General features: G+C 71.1%; 20 protein-coding genes. 16 read left to right on the top strand and 4 right to left on the bottom strand.

Going from position 1 to position 20818, the window contains the following annotated elements; translation table 11 throughout:
- Positions 1-68: 68 nt before the first annotated feature.
- The 7 genes from ACIPQB_RS08955 (at position 69) to ACIPQB_RS08925 (ending at position 9473) form a co-directional block, all read left to right on the top strand.
- A complete protein-coding gene (locus ACIPQB_RS08955; protein ID WP_446484872.1) occupies positions 69-923 on the top strand; it encodes an NAD(P)-dependent oxidoreductase in 855 nt (284 codons plus the stop codon).
- A gap of 843 nt (positions 924-1766) precedes the next feature.
- Positions 1767-2330: a hypothetical protein gene (locus tag ACIPQB_RS08950; protein WP_446484871.1), complete on the top strand. Its 564-nt coding sequence runs from the start codon at positions 1767-1769 to the stop codon at positions 2328-2330.
- A 190-nt stretch (positions 2331-2520) separates the two neighbouring features.
- A complete protein-coding gene (metG, locus tag ACIPQB_RS08945; RefSeq protein WP_446484870.1) occupies positions 2521-4230 on the top strand; it encodes a methionine--tRNA ligase in 1710 nt (569 codons plus the stop codon).
- Positions 4231-4401: 171 nt separating this feature from the next.
- A complete protein-coding gene (locus ACIPQB_RS08940; RefSeq protein WP_446484869.1) occupies positions 4402-5568 on the top strand; it encodes an MFS transporter in 1167 nt (388 codons plus the stop codon).
- Between the two features lie 90 nt (positions 5569-5658).
- Positions 5659-5859 carry a hypothetical protein gene (locus tag ACIPQB_RS08935; protein WP_446484868.1) on the top strand — a complete coding sequence of 67 codons (201 nt, stop codon included), beginning with the start codon at positions 5659-5661 and terminating at the stop codon, positions 5857-5859.
- Positions 5860-6020: 161 nt separating this feature from the next.
- Positions 6021-8882: a polar localization protein TipN gene (locus ACIPQB_RS08930; RefSeq protein ID WP_446484867.1), complete on the top strand. Its 2862-nt coding sequence runs from the start codon at positions 6021-6023 to the stop codon at positions 8880-8882.
- A 30-nt stretch (positions 8883-8912) separates the two neighbouring features.
- Positions 8913-9473 carry a sugar transferase gene (locus ACIPQB_RS08925; RefSeq protein ID WP_446484866.1) on the top strand — a complete coding sequence of 187 codons (561 nt, stop codon included), beginning with the start codon at positions 8913-8915 and terminating at the stop codon, positions 9471-9473.
- A gap of 214 nt (positions 9474-9687) precedes the next feature.
- Here the strand turns inward: ACIPQB_RS08925 and ACIPQB_RS08920 are convergent, their stop codons facing one another.
- Entirely contained in the window at positions 9688-11148 is a 1461-nt protein-coding gene (locus ACIPQB_RS08920; RefSeq protein ID WP_446484865.1) for a mannitol dehydrogenase family protein, read from the bottom strand.
- A gap of 467 nt (positions 11149-11615) precedes the next feature.
- On the opposite strand from ACIPQB_RS08920, the gene ACIPQB_RS08915 reads away from it, so the two are divergent.
- The 8 genes from ACIPQB_RS08915 (at position 11616) to egtB (ending at position 18774) form a co-directional block, all read left to right on the top strand.
- Positions 11616-12470: an MlaA family lipoprotein gene (locus ACIPQB_RS08915; RefSeq protein WP_446484864.1), complete on the top strand. Its 855-nt coding sequence runs from the start codon at positions 11616-11618 to the stop codon at positions 12468-12470.
- 20 nt (positions 12471-12490) lie between these two features.
- Positions 12491-13144: an MlaC/ttg2D family ABC transporter substrate-binding protein gene (locus ACIPQB_RS08910; RefSeq protein ID WP_446484863.1), complete on the top strand. Its 654-nt coding sequence runs from the start codon at positions 12491-12493 to the stop codon at positions 13142-13144.
- Positions 13145-13189: 45 nt separating this feature from the next.
- The gene (gene mlaD / locus ACIPQB_RS08905) at positions 13190-13708 is read left to right on the top strand and encodes an outer membrane lipid asymmetry maintenance protein MlaD (protein ID WP_446484862.1); all 519 of its coding nucleotides are present in this window, start codon (positions 13190-13192) and stop codon (positions 13706-13708) included.
- Between the two features lies 1 nt (position 13709).
- Positions 13710-14516 (top strand): MlaE family ABC transporter permease, encoded by an 807-nt coding sequence (locus tag ACIPQB_RS08900; protein WP_446484861.1) that lies wholly within the window; start codon positions 13710-13712, stop codon positions 14514-14516.
- On the top strand, positions 14513-15280 hold the full coding sequence (locus ACIPQB_RS08895; protein ID WP_446484860.1) for an ABC transporter ATP-binding protein: 768 nt from the start codon (positions 14513-14515) through the stop codon (positions 15278-15280). The genes ACIPQB_RS08900 and ACIPQB_RS08895 overlap by 4 nt, the downstream gene beginning before the upstream one ends.
- 5 nt (positions 15281-15285) lie before the next feature.
- Positions 15286-15741, top strand: a complete 456-nt coding sequence (locus ACIPQB_RS08890) for a hypothetical protein (RefSeq protein WP_446484859.1) — start codon at positions 15286-15288, stop codon at positions 15739-15741.
- Between the two features lie 7 nt (positions 15742-15748).
- Positions 15749-16453 carry a glutathione S-transferase N-terminal domain-containing protein gene (locus ACIPQB_RS08885; RefSeq protein ID WP_446484858.1) on the top strand — a complete coding sequence of 235 codons (705 nt, stop codon included), beginning with the start codon at positions 15749-15751 and terminating at the stop codon, positions 16451-16453.
- A gap of 149 nt (positions 16454-16602) precedes the next feature.
- A complete protein-coding gene (gene egtB, locus ACIPQB_RS08880; protein WP_446484857.1) occupies positions 16603-18774 on the top strand; it encodes an ergothioneine biosynthesis protein EgtB in 2172 nt (723 codons plus the stop codon).
- A 66-nt stretch (positions 18775-18840) separates the two neighbouring features.
- On the opposite strand, the gene ACIPQB_RS08875 is transcribed toward egtB, so the two are convergent.
- Both ACIPQB_RS08875 and ACIPQB_RS08870 read right to left on the bottom strand, forming a co-directional pair.
- Positions 18841-19050: a KGG domain-containing protein gene (locus ACIPQB_RS08875; protein ID WP_007675496.1), complete on the bottom strand. Its 210-nt coding sequence runs from the start codon at positions 19048-19050 to the stop codon at positions 18841-18843.
- Between the two features lie 9 nt (positions 19051-19059).
- Entirely contained in the window at positions 19060-19230 is a 171-nt protein-coding gene (locus ACIPQB_RS08870) for a hypothetical protein (RefSeq protein WP_446484856.1), read from the bottom strand.
- Between the two features lie 118 nt (positions 19231-19348).
- Here ACIPQB_RS08870 and ACIPQB_RS08865 point away from each other — a divergent pair, with 118 nt between their 5' ends.
- Positions 19349-20023, top strand: coding sequence for a DUF1345 domain-containing protein (locus tag ACIPQB_RS08865; protein WP_446484855.1), 675 nt, complete (start codon positions 19349-19351; stop codon positions 20021-20023).
- On the opposite strand, the gene ACIPQB_RS08860 is transcribed toward ACIPQB_RS08865, so the two are convergent.
- Positions 19998-20765, bottom strand: coding sequence for a hypothetical protein (locus ACIPQB_RS08860; protein ID WP_446484854.1), 768 nt, complete (start codon positions 20763-20765; stop codon positions 19998-20000). The genes ACIPQB_RS08865 and ACIPQB_RS08860 overlap by 26 nt on opposite strands.
- Between the last annotated feature and the right edge of the window lie 53 nt (positions 20766-20818).

Here is a 20818-nt window from a genome sequence, read left to right as displayed (position 1 = left end):
TTGCGATCGCCGCCGCGGCGGGCGATGTCGGACCCTTTCCACAGCTTGGGCTTTCGGGAGTTCGCGGGATGAAGACGGCGTTTATCGGCCTGGGCGTGATGGGCTTTCCGATGGCCGGCCACCTGAAGGCCGCCGGTCACGACGTGACCGTGTTCAACCGCAGTCCGGGCAAGGCCGCCCGCTGGGTCGAAAGGCACGGCGGCGTCGCCAAGCCGACCATCGCCGAGGCGGCGGCCGGGGCCGAGCTGGTGATGCTGTGCGTGGGCAATGACGACGACGTGCGCGACGTCGTGGCGCAGGCCCTGCCGGCCCTGGCGGCGGGCGGGGTGATCGTCGACCACACCACGACCTCGGCGACGGTGGCGCGCGAGATGGACGCCGCCGCCCAGGCTGCGGGCCGGGCCTTCGTCGACGCCCCGGTGTCGGGCGGCCAGGCCGGGGCCGAGGCCGGCCAGCTGACGATCATGGCCGGCGGCGACGAAGCCGCCTACGCCCGGGCCGAGCCGGCGCTGAACGCCTACGCCAAGGCCCTGCGCCGGATGGGGCCGTCGGGCGCGGGCCAGCTGACCAAGATGTGCAACCAGATCGCCATCGCCGGCGTCGTCCAGGGCGTGGCCGAGGCCCTGCATTTCGCCAAGCGGGCCGGCCTGCCGACCGACGACGTGCTGGCGGCGATCTCCAAGGGCTCGGCCCAGTCCTGGCAGATGGAGAACCGCTGGAAGACCATGGCCGAAGGACGGTTCGACTTCGGCTTCGCGGTCGACTGGATGCGTAAGGACCTCGGCATCGCCCTGGCCGAGGCGGGCGTCAACGGGGCCCGGCTGGAGGCCACGGCGCTGATCGACGGCTTCTATGCGCAGGTCCAGGCCATGGGCGGAAACCGCTGGGACACCTCCAGCCTGGTGGCGCGGCTGGAAAACTAGGGCAGGGGGCATCGGCGCTCCTGGAGCCGCGCCGCCGGCCGGTGCGGCGCGGACACGGTTCTTCGGCCTCGGGCTTTCGCGACGAGTTGGGTGAGGAGGTGCGGAGCGGCCGGGCCAGGCCCGGAGACCGTGGGTAGTGTGTTTGCGTTTCGGCTTGGACAGACCGCTCCGCGGAACCGTTTTTCTCGAGGGACGGCGACTGAGGGCCTGTTTCATCCCGATCGACGTTCCCCCTCGGACGGGCAGGATCAAAGTCGCCCGGAAGGGGCCGTCAGCGACTCCGACAGATCCTGGAACAGGCCGGTTTGAACCTCCCGGCCCCGTCGACCCGCCTGTCCCGCCACCGTCCGCGAAGGGCCTTGGAGCCTTCTGAGCCCCGCCGCCCGCCGCGATCCGATCGCCAGGCCCAGGCGGCCCCGCTCGGTTCCATCTCCATCGCCGCTTCGGGTCGGTACCAAGCGCCCTCCTCCGCGACGGAGACAGCCGTGATTGTGCGGGAGGTTTGAGCCCTGGCGGGTTGGGGACGCTGGTTATTTTTCAGGGCGTTGAAGTTGCTGGGGTTCTTGGCGCGGGCGGCGGGGATGGAGCGGCGTCGATCCCCGCGAAATCCCTTCCCTCCCCATTTCGGGGAGGGTGGCCCTGGCGGAGCCAGGGTCGGGTGGGGCCTGCTGAGTCGGCCGATCGCCCCCGTCCACCACCCTGCACCGCTCCCCACCCGACCCCTTCGGGCCCACCCTCCCCGAAATGGGGAGGGAAGGTAGGAAAGGGGGCGCCTTCTCCCCAGAGACTCCGCCGCCCGGATGCGCTTTATTGCCGTTCATAGCGGGACGTTTGGAGGGCGGCATGATCTGCGGTTTGAGCGCAGCCATCGCTGCGGCGACGCTTTTGCTCGGCGGTCCGCCGTTGGCCGCCGCTGCGCAGCCATCCCCCGCCGCCGTCCCCGAGAGTCGAGACGGTCAGCGGGACTTTGACTGGGAGATCGGCGAATGGACGACGCGCCTGTCTCGTCTCCAGCACCCCCTGAGCGGCTCGAGCACCTGGGTCAAGTACGAGGGCGTGACGATCGTGCGTCCTGTGCTGGACGGCCGCGCCAATCTCGTCGAACTGAAGGTCGAAGGACCGGCCGGACGGATCGAGGGCCTGTCCTTGCGCCTGTACGATCCGGACGCCCGGCAGTGGAGCCTCAACTTCGCCGGCGGCGGGGTGCTGTCCCGGCCGGTATATGGCGAGTTCAGGAACGGTCGCGGCGTATTCTACGGACAGGACACGCTGGGCGGCCGGGCCATCCTGGTGCGCTTCATCATCTCTGAGGTGACCGCCAACTCCGCTCGTTTCGAGCAGGCGTTTTCCGACGACGGCGGGATCAGCTGGGAAGTGAACTGGATCGCCGTCGACACCCGGCGCTGAGCACCTAATTCGCGTGTGGCGATGTCCGCGCCGGTCGAAAGCGGCGATCAACCGGCGGCCCGAACCCCCTCCGCCGCGCACCGACCGATCTTCCATCGTTACCGCCGCCCCGCGCGCCGAAGCTTTCGTTTCGTCGCCCCAGCTTCTATATCCAACCGCTCCCCGCGACTCCCGAAAGACCGATCGCCTCATGGCCCGCATCCTGATCACCTCCGCCCTGCCGTACATCAACGGGATCAAGCACCTGGGCAATCTGGCGGGATCGATGCTGCCGGCCGACGTCTATGCGCGGTTCCAGCGGGCGAGGGGGCATGACACCCTCTATATCTGCGCCACCGACGAGCACGGCACCCCGGCCGAGCTGGCCGCCGCCGCCGCCGGCCAGGACGTGGCCAGCTATTGCGCCGAGCAGCACGTGCTGCAGCACGACGTCGGCCGCGCCTTCGGCCTGTCCTGGGACCACTTCGGCCGCTCGTCCTCGCCGCAGAACCATCGCCTGACCCAGCATTTCGCCCAGGTGCTGGAGGACCGCGGCCTGATCGAGGAACGCGTCGACCAGATGGTCTATTCCATCGACGACAAGCGCTTCCTGCCCGACCGCTACATCGAGGGCACCTGCCCGCACTGCGGCTTCGAGAAGGCGCGCGGCGACCAGTGCGACAACTGCGGCAACCTGCTGGACCCCATCGACCTGAAGGATCCCTATTCGGTGATCTCCGGATCGCGGAACCTGGAGGTGCGCGACACCCGCCACCTCTATTTGTTGCAGACCAAGATGGCCGAACGCATCCGGGCCTGGATCGACAGCCATCCCGACTGGCAGCTGCTGGCCAAGTCGATCGCCTACAAGCACCTGGACGAGGGCCTGATCGACCGCGGCATCACCCGCGACCTTTCCTGGGGCATCCCGGTGACCAAGGGCGAGTTCCCGCGCCCGGGCTTCGAGGACAAGGTGTTCTACGTCTGGTTCGATGCGCCCATCGAGTACATCGCCGCCACCCAGGAGTGGGCCGAGGCCGGGCCCGGCCGCGACTGGAAGTCGTGGTGGCGCACCGACGAGGGCGCGGCCGACGTCCGCTACGTGCAGTTCATGGGCAAGGACAACGTCGCCTTCCACACCGTCAGCTTCCCCGCCACCATCCTCGGCTCGGAAGAGCCGTGGAAGAGCGTCGACATGCTCAAGGCCTTCAACTGGCTCAACTGGTACGGCGGCAAGTTCTCGACCAGCGGCCGGCGCGGGGTGTTCATGGACGCGGCGCTGGAGCTGCTGCCGCCGGACCTGTGGCGCTGGTACCTGACCTCCAATTCGCCCGAGAGCAGCGACACCGCCTTCACCTGGGAGCAGTTCGCCAGCGCCGTGAACCGCGACCTGGCCGACGTGCTGGGCAATTTCGTCAACCGCATCCTGAAGTTCACCGAGAGCAAGTTCGACGGGGTGATCCCGGACGGCGGCGCGCCGGGGCCGCTGGAGGAGAAGCTCTACGCCGACGTCGCCGCCCGCCTGGCGGATCTCGCCGAGCAGATGGAGGCCATCGAGGTGCGCAAGAGCGCCCAGGCCCTGCGGGCCCTGTGGGTGGTCGGCAACGAATATCTGCAGGAAGCCGCCCCGTGGACGGCGATCAAGACCGACCGCGACCGCGCCGCGGTCATCGTCCGCACGGCCCTGAACCTGGCGGCGCTCTACGCCCGCGTCTCCGCCCCGTTCATCCCGTTCGCGGCCGAGACGATCGGCGAGGCTTTCCAACTGGCCTGGCCGCCGGCCTGGCCGACCACCGACGCCGCCGCCGAACTGTCGAGCCTGCCGATCGGCCTGCCGGTCCGCGCGCCCGAGGTGCTGTTCAAGAAGATCGAGGACGAACAGATCGCCGAATGGACGGCCCGGTTCGGCGGGGCGGAGTAGCACTTTCCTTCTCCCCTTGCGGGAGAGGGTGGCCTCGCGGAGCGAGGTCGGATGAGGGGTCGATGGCGGTTTCCGCTGCGTGCGGCGGGTAGGGCGGCGCGACCCCTCATCCGTCGGCCTTCGGCCGCCACCTTCTCCCGCAAGGGGAGAAGGGATCAGGAGGGTTCAGCCATGTCGTCCGCGCCTGTCCGGCTGGGCCTGTTCTATGTGGTCTCCTATCTGGGGACCGGCGTCAGCCTGCCGTTCATCGCCACCTATTTCCACGCCCGCGGCCTGAGCGGCGCGCAGATCGGCCTGATCCTGGCCGCGCCGCTGCTGATCCGGCCGCTGACCGGACCGGTGCTGGCGGTGTGGGCCGACGGTTTTGCGCTGCGGCGCACGCCCCTGGCCCTGCTGGCGGTCGGCGGGGCGGCCGGCTACGCCGCCATGCTGGCCGCGCCGGGCTTCTGGGGGCTGCTGGCCTGCTGGCTGGTCGGCATGACCTTCATGACCACCCTGACGCCGCTGATCGACGTCCTGACCCTGCGCCGGGCGCGGCTGGACGGCTTCAACTACGGCCTGCCGCGCGGGGCCGGCTCGGCGGCCTTCATCGTCGCCAACCTGGCCATGGGGGCGGTGCTGACCGTGGCCGCGCCCAGCGTCATCGTCGCCTGGATCACCGCCGCCCTGGTCGGCGTGGCCGTGGTCTCGGTCGCGGTCCTGCCGCCCGAGCGGGTGCATGCGGCCGGGGCCAAGCCCGACCGCCAGGCGCGCTGGGCGGGCCTGGGCGGCCTGCTGCGCGACCGGACCTTCCTGCTGGCCGTGGCCGCCACCGGCCTGATCCAGGGCGCCCACGCCTTCTATTACGGTTTCTCGGCCCTGCTGTGGCGACAGCAAGGGATTCCGGCCCCGATGATCGGGGTGCTGTGGGGCGTCGGGGTCGCCGTCGAGGTCGGCTTCATGTGGTTCGCCGAGCCCTGGCGGCGCAAGGTCGGGCCCGAGAAGCTGCTGGTGCTGGGCGGAGCGGCCGCCCTGCTGCGCTGGACCGCCTACGCCTTCGCCCCGCCGCTATGGCTGCTGTTTCCGCTGCAGGCTCTGCATGCCCTAACCTTCGCGGCCAGTTTCATGGCCTCGCTGCGGCTGATCGAGCGCCTGGCCCCGCCCGCCAGCGCCTCGGCCGCCCAGGCGATCAACTCGGCCCTGTCGGCCGGCTTCATGCTGGGCGTGGGCACCCTGGCCTCGGGGCCGCTGTTCGACGCCCTGGGGACGCGCGGCTACCTGGCCATGGCGGCGATGGCCGGGCTGGGTCTCGCTGGGGCGTTGAAGCTGGCGCGTCGGCCGCCGGCCTCGGCGGCCTAGCGGCCCTCGTCGGCCTTTCATGACCAAAAGTTCATTCGAGCTCGGCCGCGAACTATCGCATAACGTCGCTATCGGAATATGGGTTCGCCGATGTCCGCCCTGGCTGAATTCTTCGCTGCGATCATGCTCTGGCTCTCGGCCATGGCCCTGTGCCAGTTCGGCGTGGCCTTCGAGTGCCAAGTCAAGGCGCCGCACAAGGTCGAGCGCACCGTCGCCCGTTCGCCCCGCCAGGAAGCCGTCGAAAGCACCTCCACCTGCCCGCATCGGCAGACCGTGGCGGTCAGCGCCTAGGCCCTTAACGCGTCAACCGCTTGCCGCCAGCCGAAAACCGGCGGAACCCGCTATGCGCGCGGGCTTTTCGCCGTTAGGTTTGTTCGTTGCGCGAGGGTGGGGCGTCCGCGCGGCGATGTTCATCCGGCCCCAAGCCGTTCGCCCTGGGACTATGGCTGCGTATGAAGCCTAAGAAGCGCCAACCGCTTGATTTCTCCGGCATTCCCGTGGAGCCGCCGGTCGAGGACGTCGGCCGTCGGGCCGAGCCTGATGCGGACGCGCCTGTCAGCGAACCGGACACGGATCTCGACATCGCCGCCGTGCCCGAGGCGCCGCCGCCGACTCTCGACCGGGGTCCGCTGGCGCTCGGCGCCGATCCCGCCCCGGAACCCGTCGCGGAGCCCGCTCGCGCCAGCGTCCGGCGGGGCTTTTTCGCCGCGACCCCCAAGCCGGAACCGGTCCCCGAGCCCGAACCCGTGGAGCCGCCGCCCCCCGCGGCCGAGGCGGAGGCCGAGCCGCCGCCCGCGCCCGAGGTCAAGACTCCCGAGCCCTTCGTTCCCTACACGCCGCGGAGCAAGCGGGCCGCGCCGGTCGAGGCCGAATCCCTGGCGCCGCTGCCGTCGTTCCTGACCGCGCCCGCCGCCCAGCCGCCGGCCCCGGCGGCCGAACCCGAACCGCCGGCCCCGTCCAGGCGTTCCGAAGCCGCGGTGTCCCCGCCGCGTGACACCTCGCCGGCCACGCCATTGTCGACCTACGAAGACAAGAAACCCATGCCGGCCCCGCTGTTCTGGAGCCTGGCCCTCGCCGCCGCCGCGCTCTGGACCCTGGCGCCGATCGCCTTCGCCCTGGGCTATGGGGCCGGCGTGCCGTCGCTGAAGGTCGACCGCTTCGCCTTGGCGGTGTTCGCCGCCATGGCCGTGGGTCCCGCCGTCTTCACCCTGCTGGGCGCCTACATGCTGCGCCAGGCCATGGGCGTGTCGGCCGAGCTCAAGCGCAACCGGGTGATGACCGACCGGCTGCTGACCCCCGCGACCCTGGCCGCGGCCGGGGTCACCGGCGCAGTGGACGGCATCCGGGCCGAGATCGAGGCGGCCAACGCCGCCGCCGACGAGGCGCGCGCCCGCATCCTGGCGCTGCGCGAGGCCCTGGCCGAGGAGACCCTGGCCCTGGCCCAGGCCACCGGCGAGTCCGCCCGCATGGCCCAGCAGCTGTCGGAGGGCCTGGGCCACGAGCGCCAGGCCATGCACGCCCTGGCCACCACCCTGGACGCCCAGTCCACCGCCGTGGTCGACGCCATCGGCAGTCAGGCCCGGATGGTGGCCGAGGCCTCTGACCTGGCCGAGACCCAGCTGCGCGAGGCCGAGGCCGCCCTGGCCGCCCGCGCCGCCGACCTGGCCGCGGCCGCCGCCGAGGCCTCCGACGCCGCCCGGATCGGGGCCGAGGACCTGTCGCGGCAGGTCGCCCGGCTGGAGACCGCCGGCCAGGGGGTCGGCGACCAGATGGGCGCGGTCGAGCGCACCCTGGCCCAGCAGCGCGCCGCCCTGGTCGCCGCCAGCCAGTCGCTGCGCGCCGACCAGGAGGACTTCGCCGCCGAGACCGAGACCCGCACCGCCCAGCTGACCGAGTTCATCGGCCATACCCGGGCCGGCGCCACCGAGATGGGCGACATGGCGGCCATGGGGGCCGAGGTGCTGCGCGGCCTGATCGGCGCGGCGGCCCAGCAGCTGCGCGAGGTCGCCGAGGCGGCCCGGGCCGAGCGCGAGGCCCTGGCGGCCGAGACCTCCAGCGCCATCGCCGCCCTGGCCAGCGCCGCCCACGGCCAGCGCAGCGATCTGGAGACCGCCCTGGCCCAGGCCCTGGACGCCATGGCCGCCGCCGCCCACCGGGCCAGCGAAGGGGTAGAGCGCCGGGTCGAGACCGCGCGCGGCCGGGTCGACCAGCTCAACGAGATCGCCTTCGCCGCCGGCCAGAAGGCCGACACGGTGTTCGAATCGCGGATGGACGAGGCGCGCGACCTGATCGAGCAGTCGGCCCAGGTGGTCGAGCAGGCCGGGGCCCGGACGGCCCAGAAGCTGGCCGAAAGCGTCGAGACCGCCCGCGCCACCATTGCCGAGATGGAGGCGATGCTGGCCGATGTCGGCCGCCGCACCGCCGACCTGCCGGCCGAGGCCCTAGCCCAGGCCAACGAGGTCCGGTCCCAGATCGACAAGGGCATCGAGGACCTGCGGCTCTCGGCCCGCCGCACCGCCGAGGAGACGGCGGCCATCGACCAGGCGTTCCAGGAGCGGGTGCGCCGCAACTACGACATGCTCAGCGAGGCGGTCAGCCGGATGGGCGCGCTCGGCGCCGCCGCCCCGGCTCAGGCAGCGCCGCGCGCCGCCCCGACCCCCGCGCCCCGGCCGCCGCAGAGCCCGCCGCCCGTCGCTCCCGCCCCGGTCGCCCCGCCGCCGGCCCCGGCCGCCAACGCCCCCAGCGCCGAGGAGATCGGCCTGCGCCCGCGCCTGCGGCTGACCCCCACGGCCACCGACGACGAGTTCCGCACCATGTTCGACGCCGCCGGCGGTCGCCACGCGCCGCCGACCGCGCCGACGCCCGCGGCGGCCCCGCCGAGCGAGCGGGCCGAGCCGCTGGGCGGCTGGTCGTGGCGCAACCTTCTGTCGGGCCTGGAAAACGCCTCGCCGGGCGACGCCGCCCTCGGCGAGAAGATGGCCGCCGAGATCCTGGCCATGGGCATCGACGCCACGGCCCTGCTGCCGCGCAGCCGCATCGACGAGATCGCCGCGGTCATCCAGACCCGCGACGGCGCGGGCGCCCGCGAGGTGGTCAAGACCCTGGCCCCGGCCGCCATCCGTCGCCTGGTCCGCCGCCTGTTCTCCGACGCGCCGCTGCGTGCCGACGCCGAGCGGTTTCTGCGCCGCTATTCGGGAATGATCGAGCAGGCCTCGGAACAGGACCGCGAGGGCTTCCTGCTGGCGGCCCTGCTGTCGTCGGAAGCCGGCCGGGCCTATCTGCTGCTCGACGCGGCCTCCGGCGACCTGGCCTAGAGCGATGCGTCGTAGAGCGATGCGTCGGGCGTGAAGCGGCTTTTCGACGTGGTGGCCTCCGGCGCGGCCCTGCTGCTGCTGGCCGTTCCGCTGCTAGCGGTGGCCGCCGTGGTGCGGCTGACCTCGCCAGGCCCGGCCCTCTACTGGTCGCAGCGGGTGGGGCGGGGCAACCGGCTGTTCGCCATGCCCAAGTTCCGCACCATGCGCACCGACGCGCCCGAGGTCGCCACCCACCTGCTCGACGATCCGGACCGCTGGCTGACCCCGCCGGGCGCCTTCCTGCGCAAGACCAGCCTCGACGAGCTGCCGCAGCTGTGGAGCGTGCTGGTCGGCGACATGAGCCTGGTGGGGCCGCGGCCGGCCCTGTTCAACCAGCACGACCTAGTGGCCCTGCGCACCGAGGCCGGGGTCGACGCCCTGCGGCCCGGCGTCACCGGCTGGGCCCAGATCAACGGTCGCGACGAGATCGCCATCGCCCAGAAGGTGGCGCTCGACGCCGAATACCTGCGGCGGCAGGGCCTGCTGTTCGACCTGCAGATCCTGTTGGCCACCGTGGCCCCGGTGGCCACGGGGCGGGGCGTGAGGCGGTAGGGGTTTTTAGCGATCTTTGATCTGGTCATTCCGACCCTCAAAGCTCGTCATCCCGGGCCTTGTGCCCGGGACCCATGGTTCAGCTGACGGTGAAGCGAACTGGCGCGCCAGCGCGCCACCCTCCTGCATCTGCGGCGGACAGATGGGTCCCGGGCACAAGGCCCGGGATGACGAGAGAAGGGGAAAGCGAGGAGCCGAACTCGAGGCTCTGGTGTCAGCCCAGCTCGCCGTACGCCTTCACCAGCGCCGCCACCAACACCGCATCGCCCGCCAGCTCGCGGCTGAACACCGGCTCCAGCTTCAGGAACTGGGCGACGTCGGCGGCGGCGTCGCCGGTGCAGGCGGCGGCCGTGGCGACCAGGCGTTCGGCCAGGGGGTCGACGATGGTCACGCCCTCGGCGGCGCGGCGGCGGACGAAATGCATCCAGGCGGCCAGGGGCAGGGCCAGGCGGTCGACGGGCCGGCCGGCGGCCAATGCGTCGGCGACCGTGCCCAGGATGCGGAACGGCAGCTTCTGCGAGCCGTCCCAGGCGATCTGGGCCAGCAGGTGGCGGATCTCGGGATTGCGGAACCGGCCCAGGATCGCCTGGCCGTAGGCGGCCAGGTCCAGGCCGCGCGGCGCGGTCAGGGTGGGGATGATGTCTTGGACCATCAGGTCCTCGGCCAGACGCGCCAGGTCCGGGTCGCTGATCGCCTCGAACACCGTCTCGTGGCCCTTGAGCAGGCCGGCATAGGCGATGGTCGAGTGGACGCCGTTGAGCAGCCGCAGCTTGGCCCGCTCGAAGCCGCGCACGTCGTCGGTCAGGGTGACGCCGACGCTGGCCAGGTCCGGGGCGTCGCCATTTGCTGAAGGAGGGCCCAGCACGTCCTCGACCACCCACTGGGTGAAGGCCTCGCGCTGGATCGGCCAGGCGTCGGCCAGGCCGGTGGCGGCCTCGACCCGGGCGCGCAGGGCGTCGTCGGTGGCCGGGGTGATGCTGTCGACCATGGTGCGGGGGAAGCGGGCCTGCGCCTCGATCCAGGCCGCCAGGGCCGGGTCGACGGACTGGGCGAAGGCCGTGACCGCCGCCTTCAGCCGCCAGCCGTTGTCCGCGAGGTTGTCGCAGGCGACGACGGCGTAGGGGGCGAGGCCGGCCATGAACCGCCGGCGCAGGCCCTCGACGATGTAGCCGACCGCGCTGACCGGCTCGCGCGGGTTGGCCAGGTCATGGACAATGTCGGGATGGGCGACGTCGAGCTGGCCGTCGCCGGTCAGGCAGTAGCCTTTCTCGGTGACCGTCAGCGTGACCATCCGGGTCATCGGCGCGGCCAGGCGGGCGAAGACGGCGGGAGGGTCCTCCGGGGCGACCAGCACCTCCACGATCGAGCCGACGACCTGGAAGCGGGTCTCGGCGTCGAGCTGGGCCAGGGTGTAGAGGCCGTCCTGCGGCAGCAGGGCGTCGCGCACGCCGGGACTCTTCAGCGAGACGGCGCAGATCCCCCAGCGCGGGTCCTGGGCCAGCAGCCGGTCGAAATAGAAGGCCTGGTGGGCGCGGTGAAAGGCGCCGGGGCCGAAATGCACCACGCCGACCGTGATCCGGTCGCGGTCATAGGCGGGCAGGGCGACGCCGGGGAGGGCGGCGGCAAGGCTGACGGCGTTGAGGCGCAGCGGCCGCGAAAGGGTCTCGGCGCTCACAGGGCGGGGCCTTGGACTAGGGACGTGTCGATCATCATGCGCCGTAACCATCAAAAAACATGTCGCGCCCGATGCGAAATCAGGCGGCCGCCGCCAGGGGGCGGGCCCTTGATCGTCGACTTCGACACCGGTGGCAATTCCTCGCCGCCAGCGTCCGCGACGTCGATCGCAGCGCTACCGCTATCGCTTCGGCGCCGCGAAGACAACCGGCCGCGCGGGACGCCGCCGCCGCCGAACATCCGCCGCCGGCCCAAGTGTTCGCGCGGACGTTGAGGCGCCGCGCGAGGCGCCTCGATTGGGATCGCGGTGTCGCTTTCCGTACCCTGATGACGTTTGCGACGGGGTGGTGCACTTGCTTAGCTAGGTTCGGCGCCTACATGCCTCCTGCCGGGTCCCGGCAGGAGGCTGGAATGGTCGGCGTGTCGCCAGAGCAAAATTCGCAAGTGTTCTCGTCCCAAGCCCGGCGCGTGCGTCGACCCCGGCTGGCGGCGATCGCACTGGGCCTGATCACGGTTGGCGGCGCGGCGTCGATCGCCTCGATCGCCAGCGCCCAGGTCGCCGAACCGGTCCCCACGGTGGCCGCGCCGCCCAGCACGGCGACGCCGACCGACCAGGACGGGACCGTCCAGGACCCCCTGCACGGGTTCAATCGGGCCAGCTACGGGTTCAGCATGGGGCTGGACCGCGTGCTGATCGGTCCGATCGCCCATGGCTACATGAAGGTGACCCCGACCCCGGTCCGCCATCGGGTCAGTTCGGTGGTCTACAATCTCGGCGAGCCGAGCACGGCGCTGAACGACGTGCTGCAGGGCCGGCCCAAGCGGGCGGGGGTGACCACCTCGCGCTTCCTGATCAATTCGACGGTCGGCCTGCTGGGCCTGTTCGACGTCGCCGCCAAGTGGGGCCTGCCCTCGCACGACGGCGACTTCGGCCAGACCTTCGGGCGCTACGGCGTCAAGCCCGGGCCCTATCTCTATGTGCCGGTCATCGGGCCGCTGAACTTCCGCGACGGCCTCGGCCGGGCGCTGGACTTCGCCACCGACCCGGTCGGCATCGCCGGCGGCGGCTATACGACGACCTTCGGGGCCACGCGCCTGGCGGTCGGCACGGTCGACACCCGCGCCAACGCCGACGGCGCCTTCCGCGCTCTGGACGACGCCACCGATCCCTATGTGACCGTCCGCTCGGCCTATGGCCAGCACCGGGCGGCCCTGGTGCGCGAGGCGACCGGCAAGACCCAGGACCTGCCGGACTTCGACGACCCGACCTCCCTCGATCCGGCGCCGACGTCGGCCACGACGACGCCCAGCGCCACCCAATGATGACGACCCAGGACTGAACCATGATGAACGCCCAACCCACTCGCCGCCTGGTGCAACTGGCGCTGGTCGCCGCCCTCGGCCTCGGCGCCCTGTCGCAGGCCCGTCCCGCCCTGGCCCAGGCCGCCCGCGACCCGCAGGCCGAGCAGTTCGTGCAGACCAAGGCCCAGCGGGTCATCGCCGTCCTGGCCGACCGCAACCAGAGCATCGCCCAGAAGAAGGCCACCTTCCACCAGGCGATCGACGAACTGGCCGACGTGCCCAGGATCACCAATTTCGTGCTGGGCAAGTACGCCCGGACGATCACTCCGGAACAACGCCAGCGCTTCGCCTCGGCGTTCCGGGTCTATGCGGAAAACGTGTACCAGAATCGCATCGACGACTATCACGGCGAAACGCTGAAGGTGACCGGCTCGACCGTCCGCAAGCCGGGCGACGTGATCGTCAACACGGTGATCTCCGGCGGCCAGGTCGGCCAGCCGGTGGCGGTGTCCTGGCGCGTGCTCGGCGGCGGGGCCTCATGGAAGGTGGTCGATGTGCAGTTCAAGGGGGTCTGGCTGGCGATCACCCAGCAGCAGGACTTCGTCTCGACGATCGACAACGCCGGCGGCAACGTCAACGTGCTGATCTCGCAGCTGCAGCGCGACGCCCAGCGTCCCGTCGTGGCGCGTCAATAACGCAAGGAGAGCCGGGGGCGATCGTCCCCGGCCGTTCGAAAGGATATGGGGTTGCGCGAACAATGGGCCGAGACCCTGATGGGTCTCCTCGTCCTCGTCCTCGCGGCGGGGTTTCTGGTCTACTCGCTGAGCGTCGGCGATGTCGGCGGCAAGGCCGGCGGCTATGAGCTCACGGCCAAGTTCGGCCAGGTCGGCTCCCTGGCGCCCGGCGCCAGCGTCAGCGTGGCCGGCGTCAAGGTCGGCACGGTCTCGCAGATCACCCTGGATCCCAAGACCTATCTGGCGGTGACCAAGCTGAGCCTCGATCCGACCGTCAAGCTGCCCTCGGACTCCACGGCCAAGATCACCAGCGACAGCCTGCTGGGCGGGGTCCATGTGGCCATCGCCCCGGGCGGGGCGACCGACGACATCAAGCCGGGCGGCGAGATCGAGAACACCCAGGGCGCGGTCGATCTGTTCGGCCTGATCGGCTCGGTGATGCGGCCCCAGGGCGACGCCGGGGCCGCGGCGACGACCCCGGCGCCGTCCGCCAACCCCGCCGCCACGGCCCCGGAAAGCTACTGACATGGCCGCGGCCGACGCGGCGCTCCCCGCCGTCTTCAAACCCCTGCGCGTCATCGGACGCTCGACGCTCGGCGCGCTGCGCATGGTGGGCTCGGTCGGCGTCTTCGCCGCGCGCGGCGTGGCCTCGGTGTTCACCCCGCCGTGGTTCCCGGCCCAGCTGCTGCGCCAGCTGAGCGCCATCGGCTTCTTCTCGCTGCCGGTGGTCGGGCTGACGGCGATCTTCACCGGCGCGGCCCTGGGCCTGAACATCTACACCGGTGGCGGGCGCTTCAACGCCGAGCAGGTGATGCCGCAGATCGTCGCCCTGGGCATCACCCGCGAACTGGGGCCGGTGCTGGCGGCCCTGATGCTGGCCGGACGGGTGTCCGCCGCCATCGCCGCCGAGATCGGGGCCATGCGGGCGACCGAGCAGATCGACGCCATGCGCACGCTGTCGACCGATCCCTTCCGCTACCTGGTCGCGCCGCGGCTGCTGGCGGCCGTGCTGGTGCTGCCGCTGCTGACCCTGATCGCCGACATCATCGGCGTGGCCGGCGGCTGGCTGGTGGCGGTGCGGATCCTGGACTTCAATTCGACCGTCTACATCCGCAACACCGCCAGCTTCGTCCAGGCCTGGGACGTCGGCTCGGGCCTGATCAAGGCGGCGGTCTTCGGCTTCATCGTCGCCCTGATGGGCTGCTACCACGGCTACAACGCCAAGGGCGGGGCCCGCGGAGTCGGCCGGGCGACCACCCATGCGGTGGTGTCGTCGGCGATCCTGATCTTCGCGTCCGACTATTTCCTCACAACGCTGTTCACGCGCGCATGACCGACACCGCCAAACTCGAGTGGAAAGCCGTCCGCAAGCGCTTCGACAAGGGCGCGGTGCTGGACGGGCTGGACCTCAGCGTCGCCGCCGGCCGGTCGCTGGTGATCATCGGCGGCTCCGGCCAGGGCAAGTCGGTGACCATCAAGGTGGCGATGGGCCTGGTGCGTCCCGACGCCGGCCAGGTGCTGATCGACGGCGAGAACCTGATCGGGGTGGGGGGGCGTTCGCGGCGGGCGCTGTTCTCGCGCATGGGCGTGCTGTTCCAGGGCGCGGCCCTGTTCGACAGCCTGACTGTCTGGGAGAACGTCGCCTTCCGCCTGATCAACGCCGACGGCGTGTCGCGCAAGGAGGGCAAGGCCCGGGCGATCGAGGCGCTCGGCCGGGTCCGGCTGCCGCCCAGCGTCGCCGACTCCCATCCCTCCGAGCTGTCCGGCGGCATGCAGAAGCGGGTCGGCCTGGCGCGCGCCGTGGTCGCCAATCCCGAGATCCTGTTCTTCGACGAGCCGACCACGGGCCTGGACCCGATCACCTCGGCGGCGATCAACGAGCTGATCGTCGACCAGGTGCGCGGCCTGGGCTGCACGGCGGTGTCGATCACCCACGACCTGGCCTCGGCCCGGACGATCGGCGACGAGATCGCCATGCTGCACAACGGCAAGATCGTCTGGCGCGGCGCGCCCAGCGAACTCGACAGCACCGACAATCCCTATGTGCGCCAGTTCGTCGACGCCCGGTCCGAGGGACCGATGACGAGCGCGGTCTAGTCTGGATGGCGCAAGCTCTGCGTAAAGCCGCGCTCCTGGCGGCCCTGGTCGCCGGCCTGGCCGGCGCGGCCCAGGCCCAGGACTATGTGCGCGCCGACTGCCGCGGCCAGGTGACGCCGGCGGCCCTGCGCTTCGACACTCCGGAACATGTGCGCTGGTACAAGCGCTTCTGGACGGGCGATTGCGACCACCTGCCGTTCTGCCTGCCCGGCTCGCCTAACTGGAACGACATCGTCGACAAGCTGGTCAAGCGCGGCGGTCCGACCGAAACGGCGGTCCTGCTGCCCAAGGCCTGTCGCCTGGGCCAGCTGATCGGCCTGGAATGGTCGCGCGACAAGAAAGTTCGGCGCATCGACACCGCCGACCTGCACGCCTTCAAGGGCGTGCTCGAAAAGTCCGGCGACGCCCTGCGCGGCGTCGAACAGGTCGAGGCCTCGGCCCGGACCAAGCTAGCAAGGTAGGCTTATCATGACCGATCTCTCCGCCTTTCCGATCACCAAGCGCTGGCCCGCCCACCATCCTGACCGGCTGCAGCTCTATTCGCTGCCGACGCCGAACGGGGTGAAGGTGTCGATCATGCTGGAGGAGATCGGCCTGCCGTACGAGCCGCACGCCATCGACATCGGCCAGAACGAGACCTGGACGCCGGAATTCCTGTCGCTGAACCCCAACGGCAAGATCCCCGCCATCATCGATCCGGACGGCCCGGGCGGGCGGCCGCTGGGCCTGTTCGAATCCGGCGCGATCCTGGTCTATCTGGCCGAAAAGACCGGCAAGCTGCTGCCGACGGCCCCGGCGGCCCGCTACGAGACGCTGGAATGGGTGTTCTTCCAGATGGCGTCGATCGGGCCGATGTTCGGCCAAGTCGGCTTCTTCCACAAGTTCGCCGGCCGCGAGTACGAGGACAAACGGCCGCTCGAGCGCTATGTCGCCGAATCCAAGCGCCTGCTGGGCGTGCTGGAGACGCGGCTGGCGGGCCGCGACTGGATCATGGGCCAGGACTACACCATCGCCGACATCGCCTGCCTGGGCTGGGTGCGCAACCTGGTCGGATTCTATGGCGCGGGCGACCTGGTCGACTATGCCAGCCTCAGGCACGTGCCGGCCTGGCTGGAGCGCGGCCTGGCCCGCCCGGCCGTCCAGCGCGGGCTGGAAATCCCCAAGCGGCCTTAGCAGGGAGCGTCCCGCGAGGGCGTCGACCTTAGCTGTTCACTTTTTATTCCGCGGCCCCGCTTGAATGGGGGAGCAGGAACACTCAAGTTCCTGGTTCGTTGAGCTCATAAGGGTGTCGAACGCCCCGAGCGAGGCCGCCAGGAGAGCGCATGAGTCCCGACGACACCCCCGCCAGGGACGTCTCCGACGCCCGCGCCATCGCCCTGGTCGACCGCTATCTGGCGGTGCGGCGGCGCACTGAAGCGCTCGCCGAGCCGCTGTCGCCCGAGGACCAGGTCGTCCAGTCGATGCCGGACGCCAGCCCGGTCAAATGGCACCGCGCCCACACCTCGTGGTTCTTCGAGACCTTCCTGCTGACGCCGTTCCTGCCCGGCTACCGGGTGTTCGACCCCAGCTTCGCCTACCTGTTCAATTCCTATTACGAGGCGGTCGGGCCCCGGCAGCCTCGCCCCCAGCGCGGCCTGCTCACCCGGCCGTCGGCCGGCGAGGTGGGCGTCTATCGCGCCCATGTCGACGCGGCCATGGCCCGGCTTTTGACCGCTTCGCCGACCGCCGAGGTCCTGGCCCGGCTCGACCTGGGCCTGGCCCATGAGGAGCAGCACCAGGAGCTGATCCTGATGGACCTGCTGCATCTCTTCGCCCAGTCGCCGCTGCAGCCGGCCTATCGCCGGGATCCGCCGGCCGAGCGCCCGCCCGCCGCAGAGGCGGCGTTCGTGGCCTTCGAGGGCGGGCTGGTCGAGATCGGCGACGACGGCCCCGGCTTCGCCTTCGACAACGAGCGGCCCCGCCATCGGGTCTTTCTGCCGCCGTACCGCCTGGCCGATCGCTTGGTCACCAACGGCGAGTGGCTGGCCTTCATCGAGGACGGCGGCTATCGCCGGGCCGAGCTGTGGCTGTCCGACGGCTGGGCGACCGTGGCCGAGGAAGGCTGGGACGCGCCGCTTTACTGGCGGCGGGAGGAGGGCGGAAGCTGGTCGGTGATGACCCTGCACGGCCGCCGCCCGGTCGATCCCGCCGCCCCGGTCGGCCATGTCAGCTATTATGAGGCCGCCGCCTTCGCCGCCTGGGCCGGACGCCGCCTGCCGACCGAGGCCGAATGGGAGGCCGCCGTCCGCGCCCCGGAGGGACGGGCGCTGCGCCAGACAGCCGACGAGGCCTGGCAATGGACCGCCAGCCCCTATGTCGCCTATCCCGGCTTCAAGCCGGGGGCGGGGGCGCTGGGCGAGTACAATGGCAAGTTCATGATCAACCAGATGGTGCTGCGCGGCGGGGCGGCGGAGACGCCGGCCGGCCATGCGCGGGCGTCCTATCGCAACTTCTTTCATCCCCGGCAGCGCTGGGCGTTCACCGGCGTCCGCCTGGCCGACGACGTGAGCCCGGTCGAGCGCGAGGCGACAATCGCCCCCTCGACCTTCCTGGACGACGCCCTGGCGGGCCTGTCGGCCGCCCGCAAGACCCTGCCGGCCAAGTACTTCTATGACGCAGAAGGCTCGCGCCTGTTCGAGGCGATCTGCGAACTGCCGGAATATTATCCCACCCGCACCGAGACGGCGCTGCTGCGGCGGATCGCGCCGGAGATCGCCGCCCGAATCTGCGAGGGCGCGGCCCTGGTCGAGTTCGGCAGCGGGGCCAGCACCAAGACCCGGATCCTGCTCGACGCCATGCCGCAGCTGGCGGTCTACGCCCCGATCGACATCAGCCAGAGCGCCCTGGACGAGGCCAGCGCGGCGATCCGCCGGGACTATCCCAACCTGACCGTCGCCCCGCTGGCCGAGGACTTCACCCGCGCCCTGCGGCTGCCCGCCTCGGCGCGGGGCCGGCCGGTGACGGGTTTCTTCCCCGGTTCGACGATCGGCAATTTCGCGCCGGACGAGGCCGAGGTCTTCCTGCGCGGCGCCCACGGCCTACTGGGCGAGGGGGCGATGTTCGTGATCGGCGTCGACATCGCCAAGAGCCCGTCGGTGTTGGTCCCGGCCTATGACGACGCACAGGGCGTGACCGCCGCCTTCAACAAGAACGTCCTGGCGCGGATAAACGCCGAACTCGGCGGCGACTTCAACCTCGCCGCCTTCGATCACCGCGCGGTATGGAACGCCGACGAAAGCCGCATGGAAATGCACCTGGTCAGCAAGCTCGACCAGGTGGCCCATCTGGCGGGACGGGAAATCCGGTTCACGGCGGGCGAGACCATCCACACCGAGAACTCATACAAGTACGCGCCGGACGCGTTCGTGGACCTGGCCCGTCGGGCAGGCTGGACGGTGGCGGCGCGCTGGATCAGCGACAGCCCAAGCTTCGGCGTCTTCGCCCTGGCCGGCTGAGGCGGGCGGTTTTACGCGAGCAAGGGGCGGCCGCGGCCTTCGGGCCGCGGCGCGCTGGCGTTGACGCTAGGCGTCGCGGCCGGAAAGACGCCCGCCGCCGCGCGACGAGGAACCGCCCTTGCGGCCGGCGTTCGCCGCCAGATCGCGATCCTTGGCGAAACTGCGCTTTTCGCTGGGCACGCTGGCCCCGCCCTTGCGCGCGATTTCACGGCGACGTTCTGGGTCCATGGCGGCGAAGCCTCGGCGGCCCCGGGGCCGTTCGCTGTCGAGGTCCATAATTTGCTCCTAATCGGGACTGGTCAGGGGAGGAGAAAACGGCGCGGCGGGCGCGTCATAGGGCCGGTCGTCGCCCGGTTGCACCGGCGGCTGTCGCATCGGCTCTTCGTCGGGCACAGCGCCCGGCTCATAGTCGGGTTGCGCAGGCTCCGTCGGTGGCGGGGCGTCGGGGTCGGTCATCACTTGCCTTCCGGGTCTTCCAGTGAAGTAACCAGTGAAGTCGCGTTCGGTTTCACGCCACGGCCAAGACAATTGTGGAGAAGCCGGTGTTAACCTGCTCGAAGAACAAGGATATGCGATGCGCAAGGCCAAGATGAGCGAGGCGAGCCGCTATCAAATGACACGGCATTGGCGACTGTGGGCGGCGGCGGCGGTCGGTCTCCTGGGGTGGTTGCTCGCCCGCCGGCTCAACGCGCCGGTCAGCACCCACCTGCTGATCGGCTGGGACGCCTGCGCCCTGACCTATATCGTGCTGACCTGGCGCTTGTTCCTGACCGCGGACGAGGCCGAGGTGCGCCGCCGCGCCGCCCTGGAGGACGAAGGGCCGCCGCTGATCCTCGCCATCGTGCTGGTCGCGATCCTGGCCAGCCTGGCCGCGGTGGTGTCGGCCATGGTCCACGCCCGCGGGGCCGGCTTCGACGCCCGGACGATCACCGCCGCCTGCGCCGGGGTGACGCTGGTGCTGTCCTGGATCGTGCTGCACTCGGTGTTCGTGCTGCACTACGCCCACCGCCACTTCGGGGACGGGACGGGCAAGCCCGGCTTCCTGTTTCCGGGCGAGCCGGCCCGCACCTATCGCGACTTCGTCTACCTGGCCTTCAGCATCGGGGCGACGTTCCAGGTCTCGGACAACAATGTCCTGACCGCCAGGCTGCGCAACCTAGTCACCGCCCAGGCGGTCAGCGCCTATTTCTACAACACCGCCATCCTGGCCCTGGGAATCAACATCATCGCCGGTCTGGTCGGGTCCTAGGCGGCGGGCCGCCGCCGTCCGGCCGCGCCTCGAAGCGCCGCTGGGCGGGCGTATGGGGCAGGTCGGCCAGGCGAAGGCGGCCGTCGCCGTCGGTGTCGAGCAAGGCGAAGCGGGCCCTGGCGGCCTTGGCGGCCTCGTCGCGGGTGATGCGGCGGTTGAAGTCGGAATCGGCGCCCATCACCGGCTCGGGCTCGGCCAGCAGGCTGTAGGGGGTGGCGCCTTGCAGCATGCCGCCCATCAGGCCGCCGCCGCGCCTACGGCCGCCGCCGGGCGGGCCGTCGCCGTCGGGACCGTCGCCCGGGGCGCTGCGACGGGTTTCGGCGCCGCGCGGCGCCTGGAAGCCTTGCAGGATCTCGGGCGCGATGTGGGTCTCGTAGTTCGAGACCTCGAAACCGTCGACGACGCCGTCGTGGTCGCTGTCGATCACCGCGAAGAACCGCAGGGCGTCGGCGACGAACTCGTCGCGGGTCAGGGCGCCGTCGTGGTCGGCGTCGGCCCCGGCGAACCAGGCGGCGACGGGGTAGGGCGCGCCGGCGTCGGCGCGGAACGGCTCGCCGGCCGGGCTGATGAACAGCTGGCGGTGCGGCCCGCGGGGGCCCTCATCGTCGCTCGGCGGCCGGCGCGGCGCCTTGCCCCAGTCGCCCCTCGGACCGTCCTCGGGCGGGCCGGAGGCGCAGGCGGCCACGCAGAGGGCGGCGAACATCAGGACGCAGGCGGCGCGAAGGCGGGGCAGGATTTCCATGCTCCCGATCAACCGCGTCCAGATGTCCGGCGTATGGCGCAGCTTTTGCGGGC

The organism is Caulobacter sp. LARHSG274, assembly GCF_052871235.1.
This window is presented reverse-complemented; position numbering and strand designations above follow the sequence as displayed.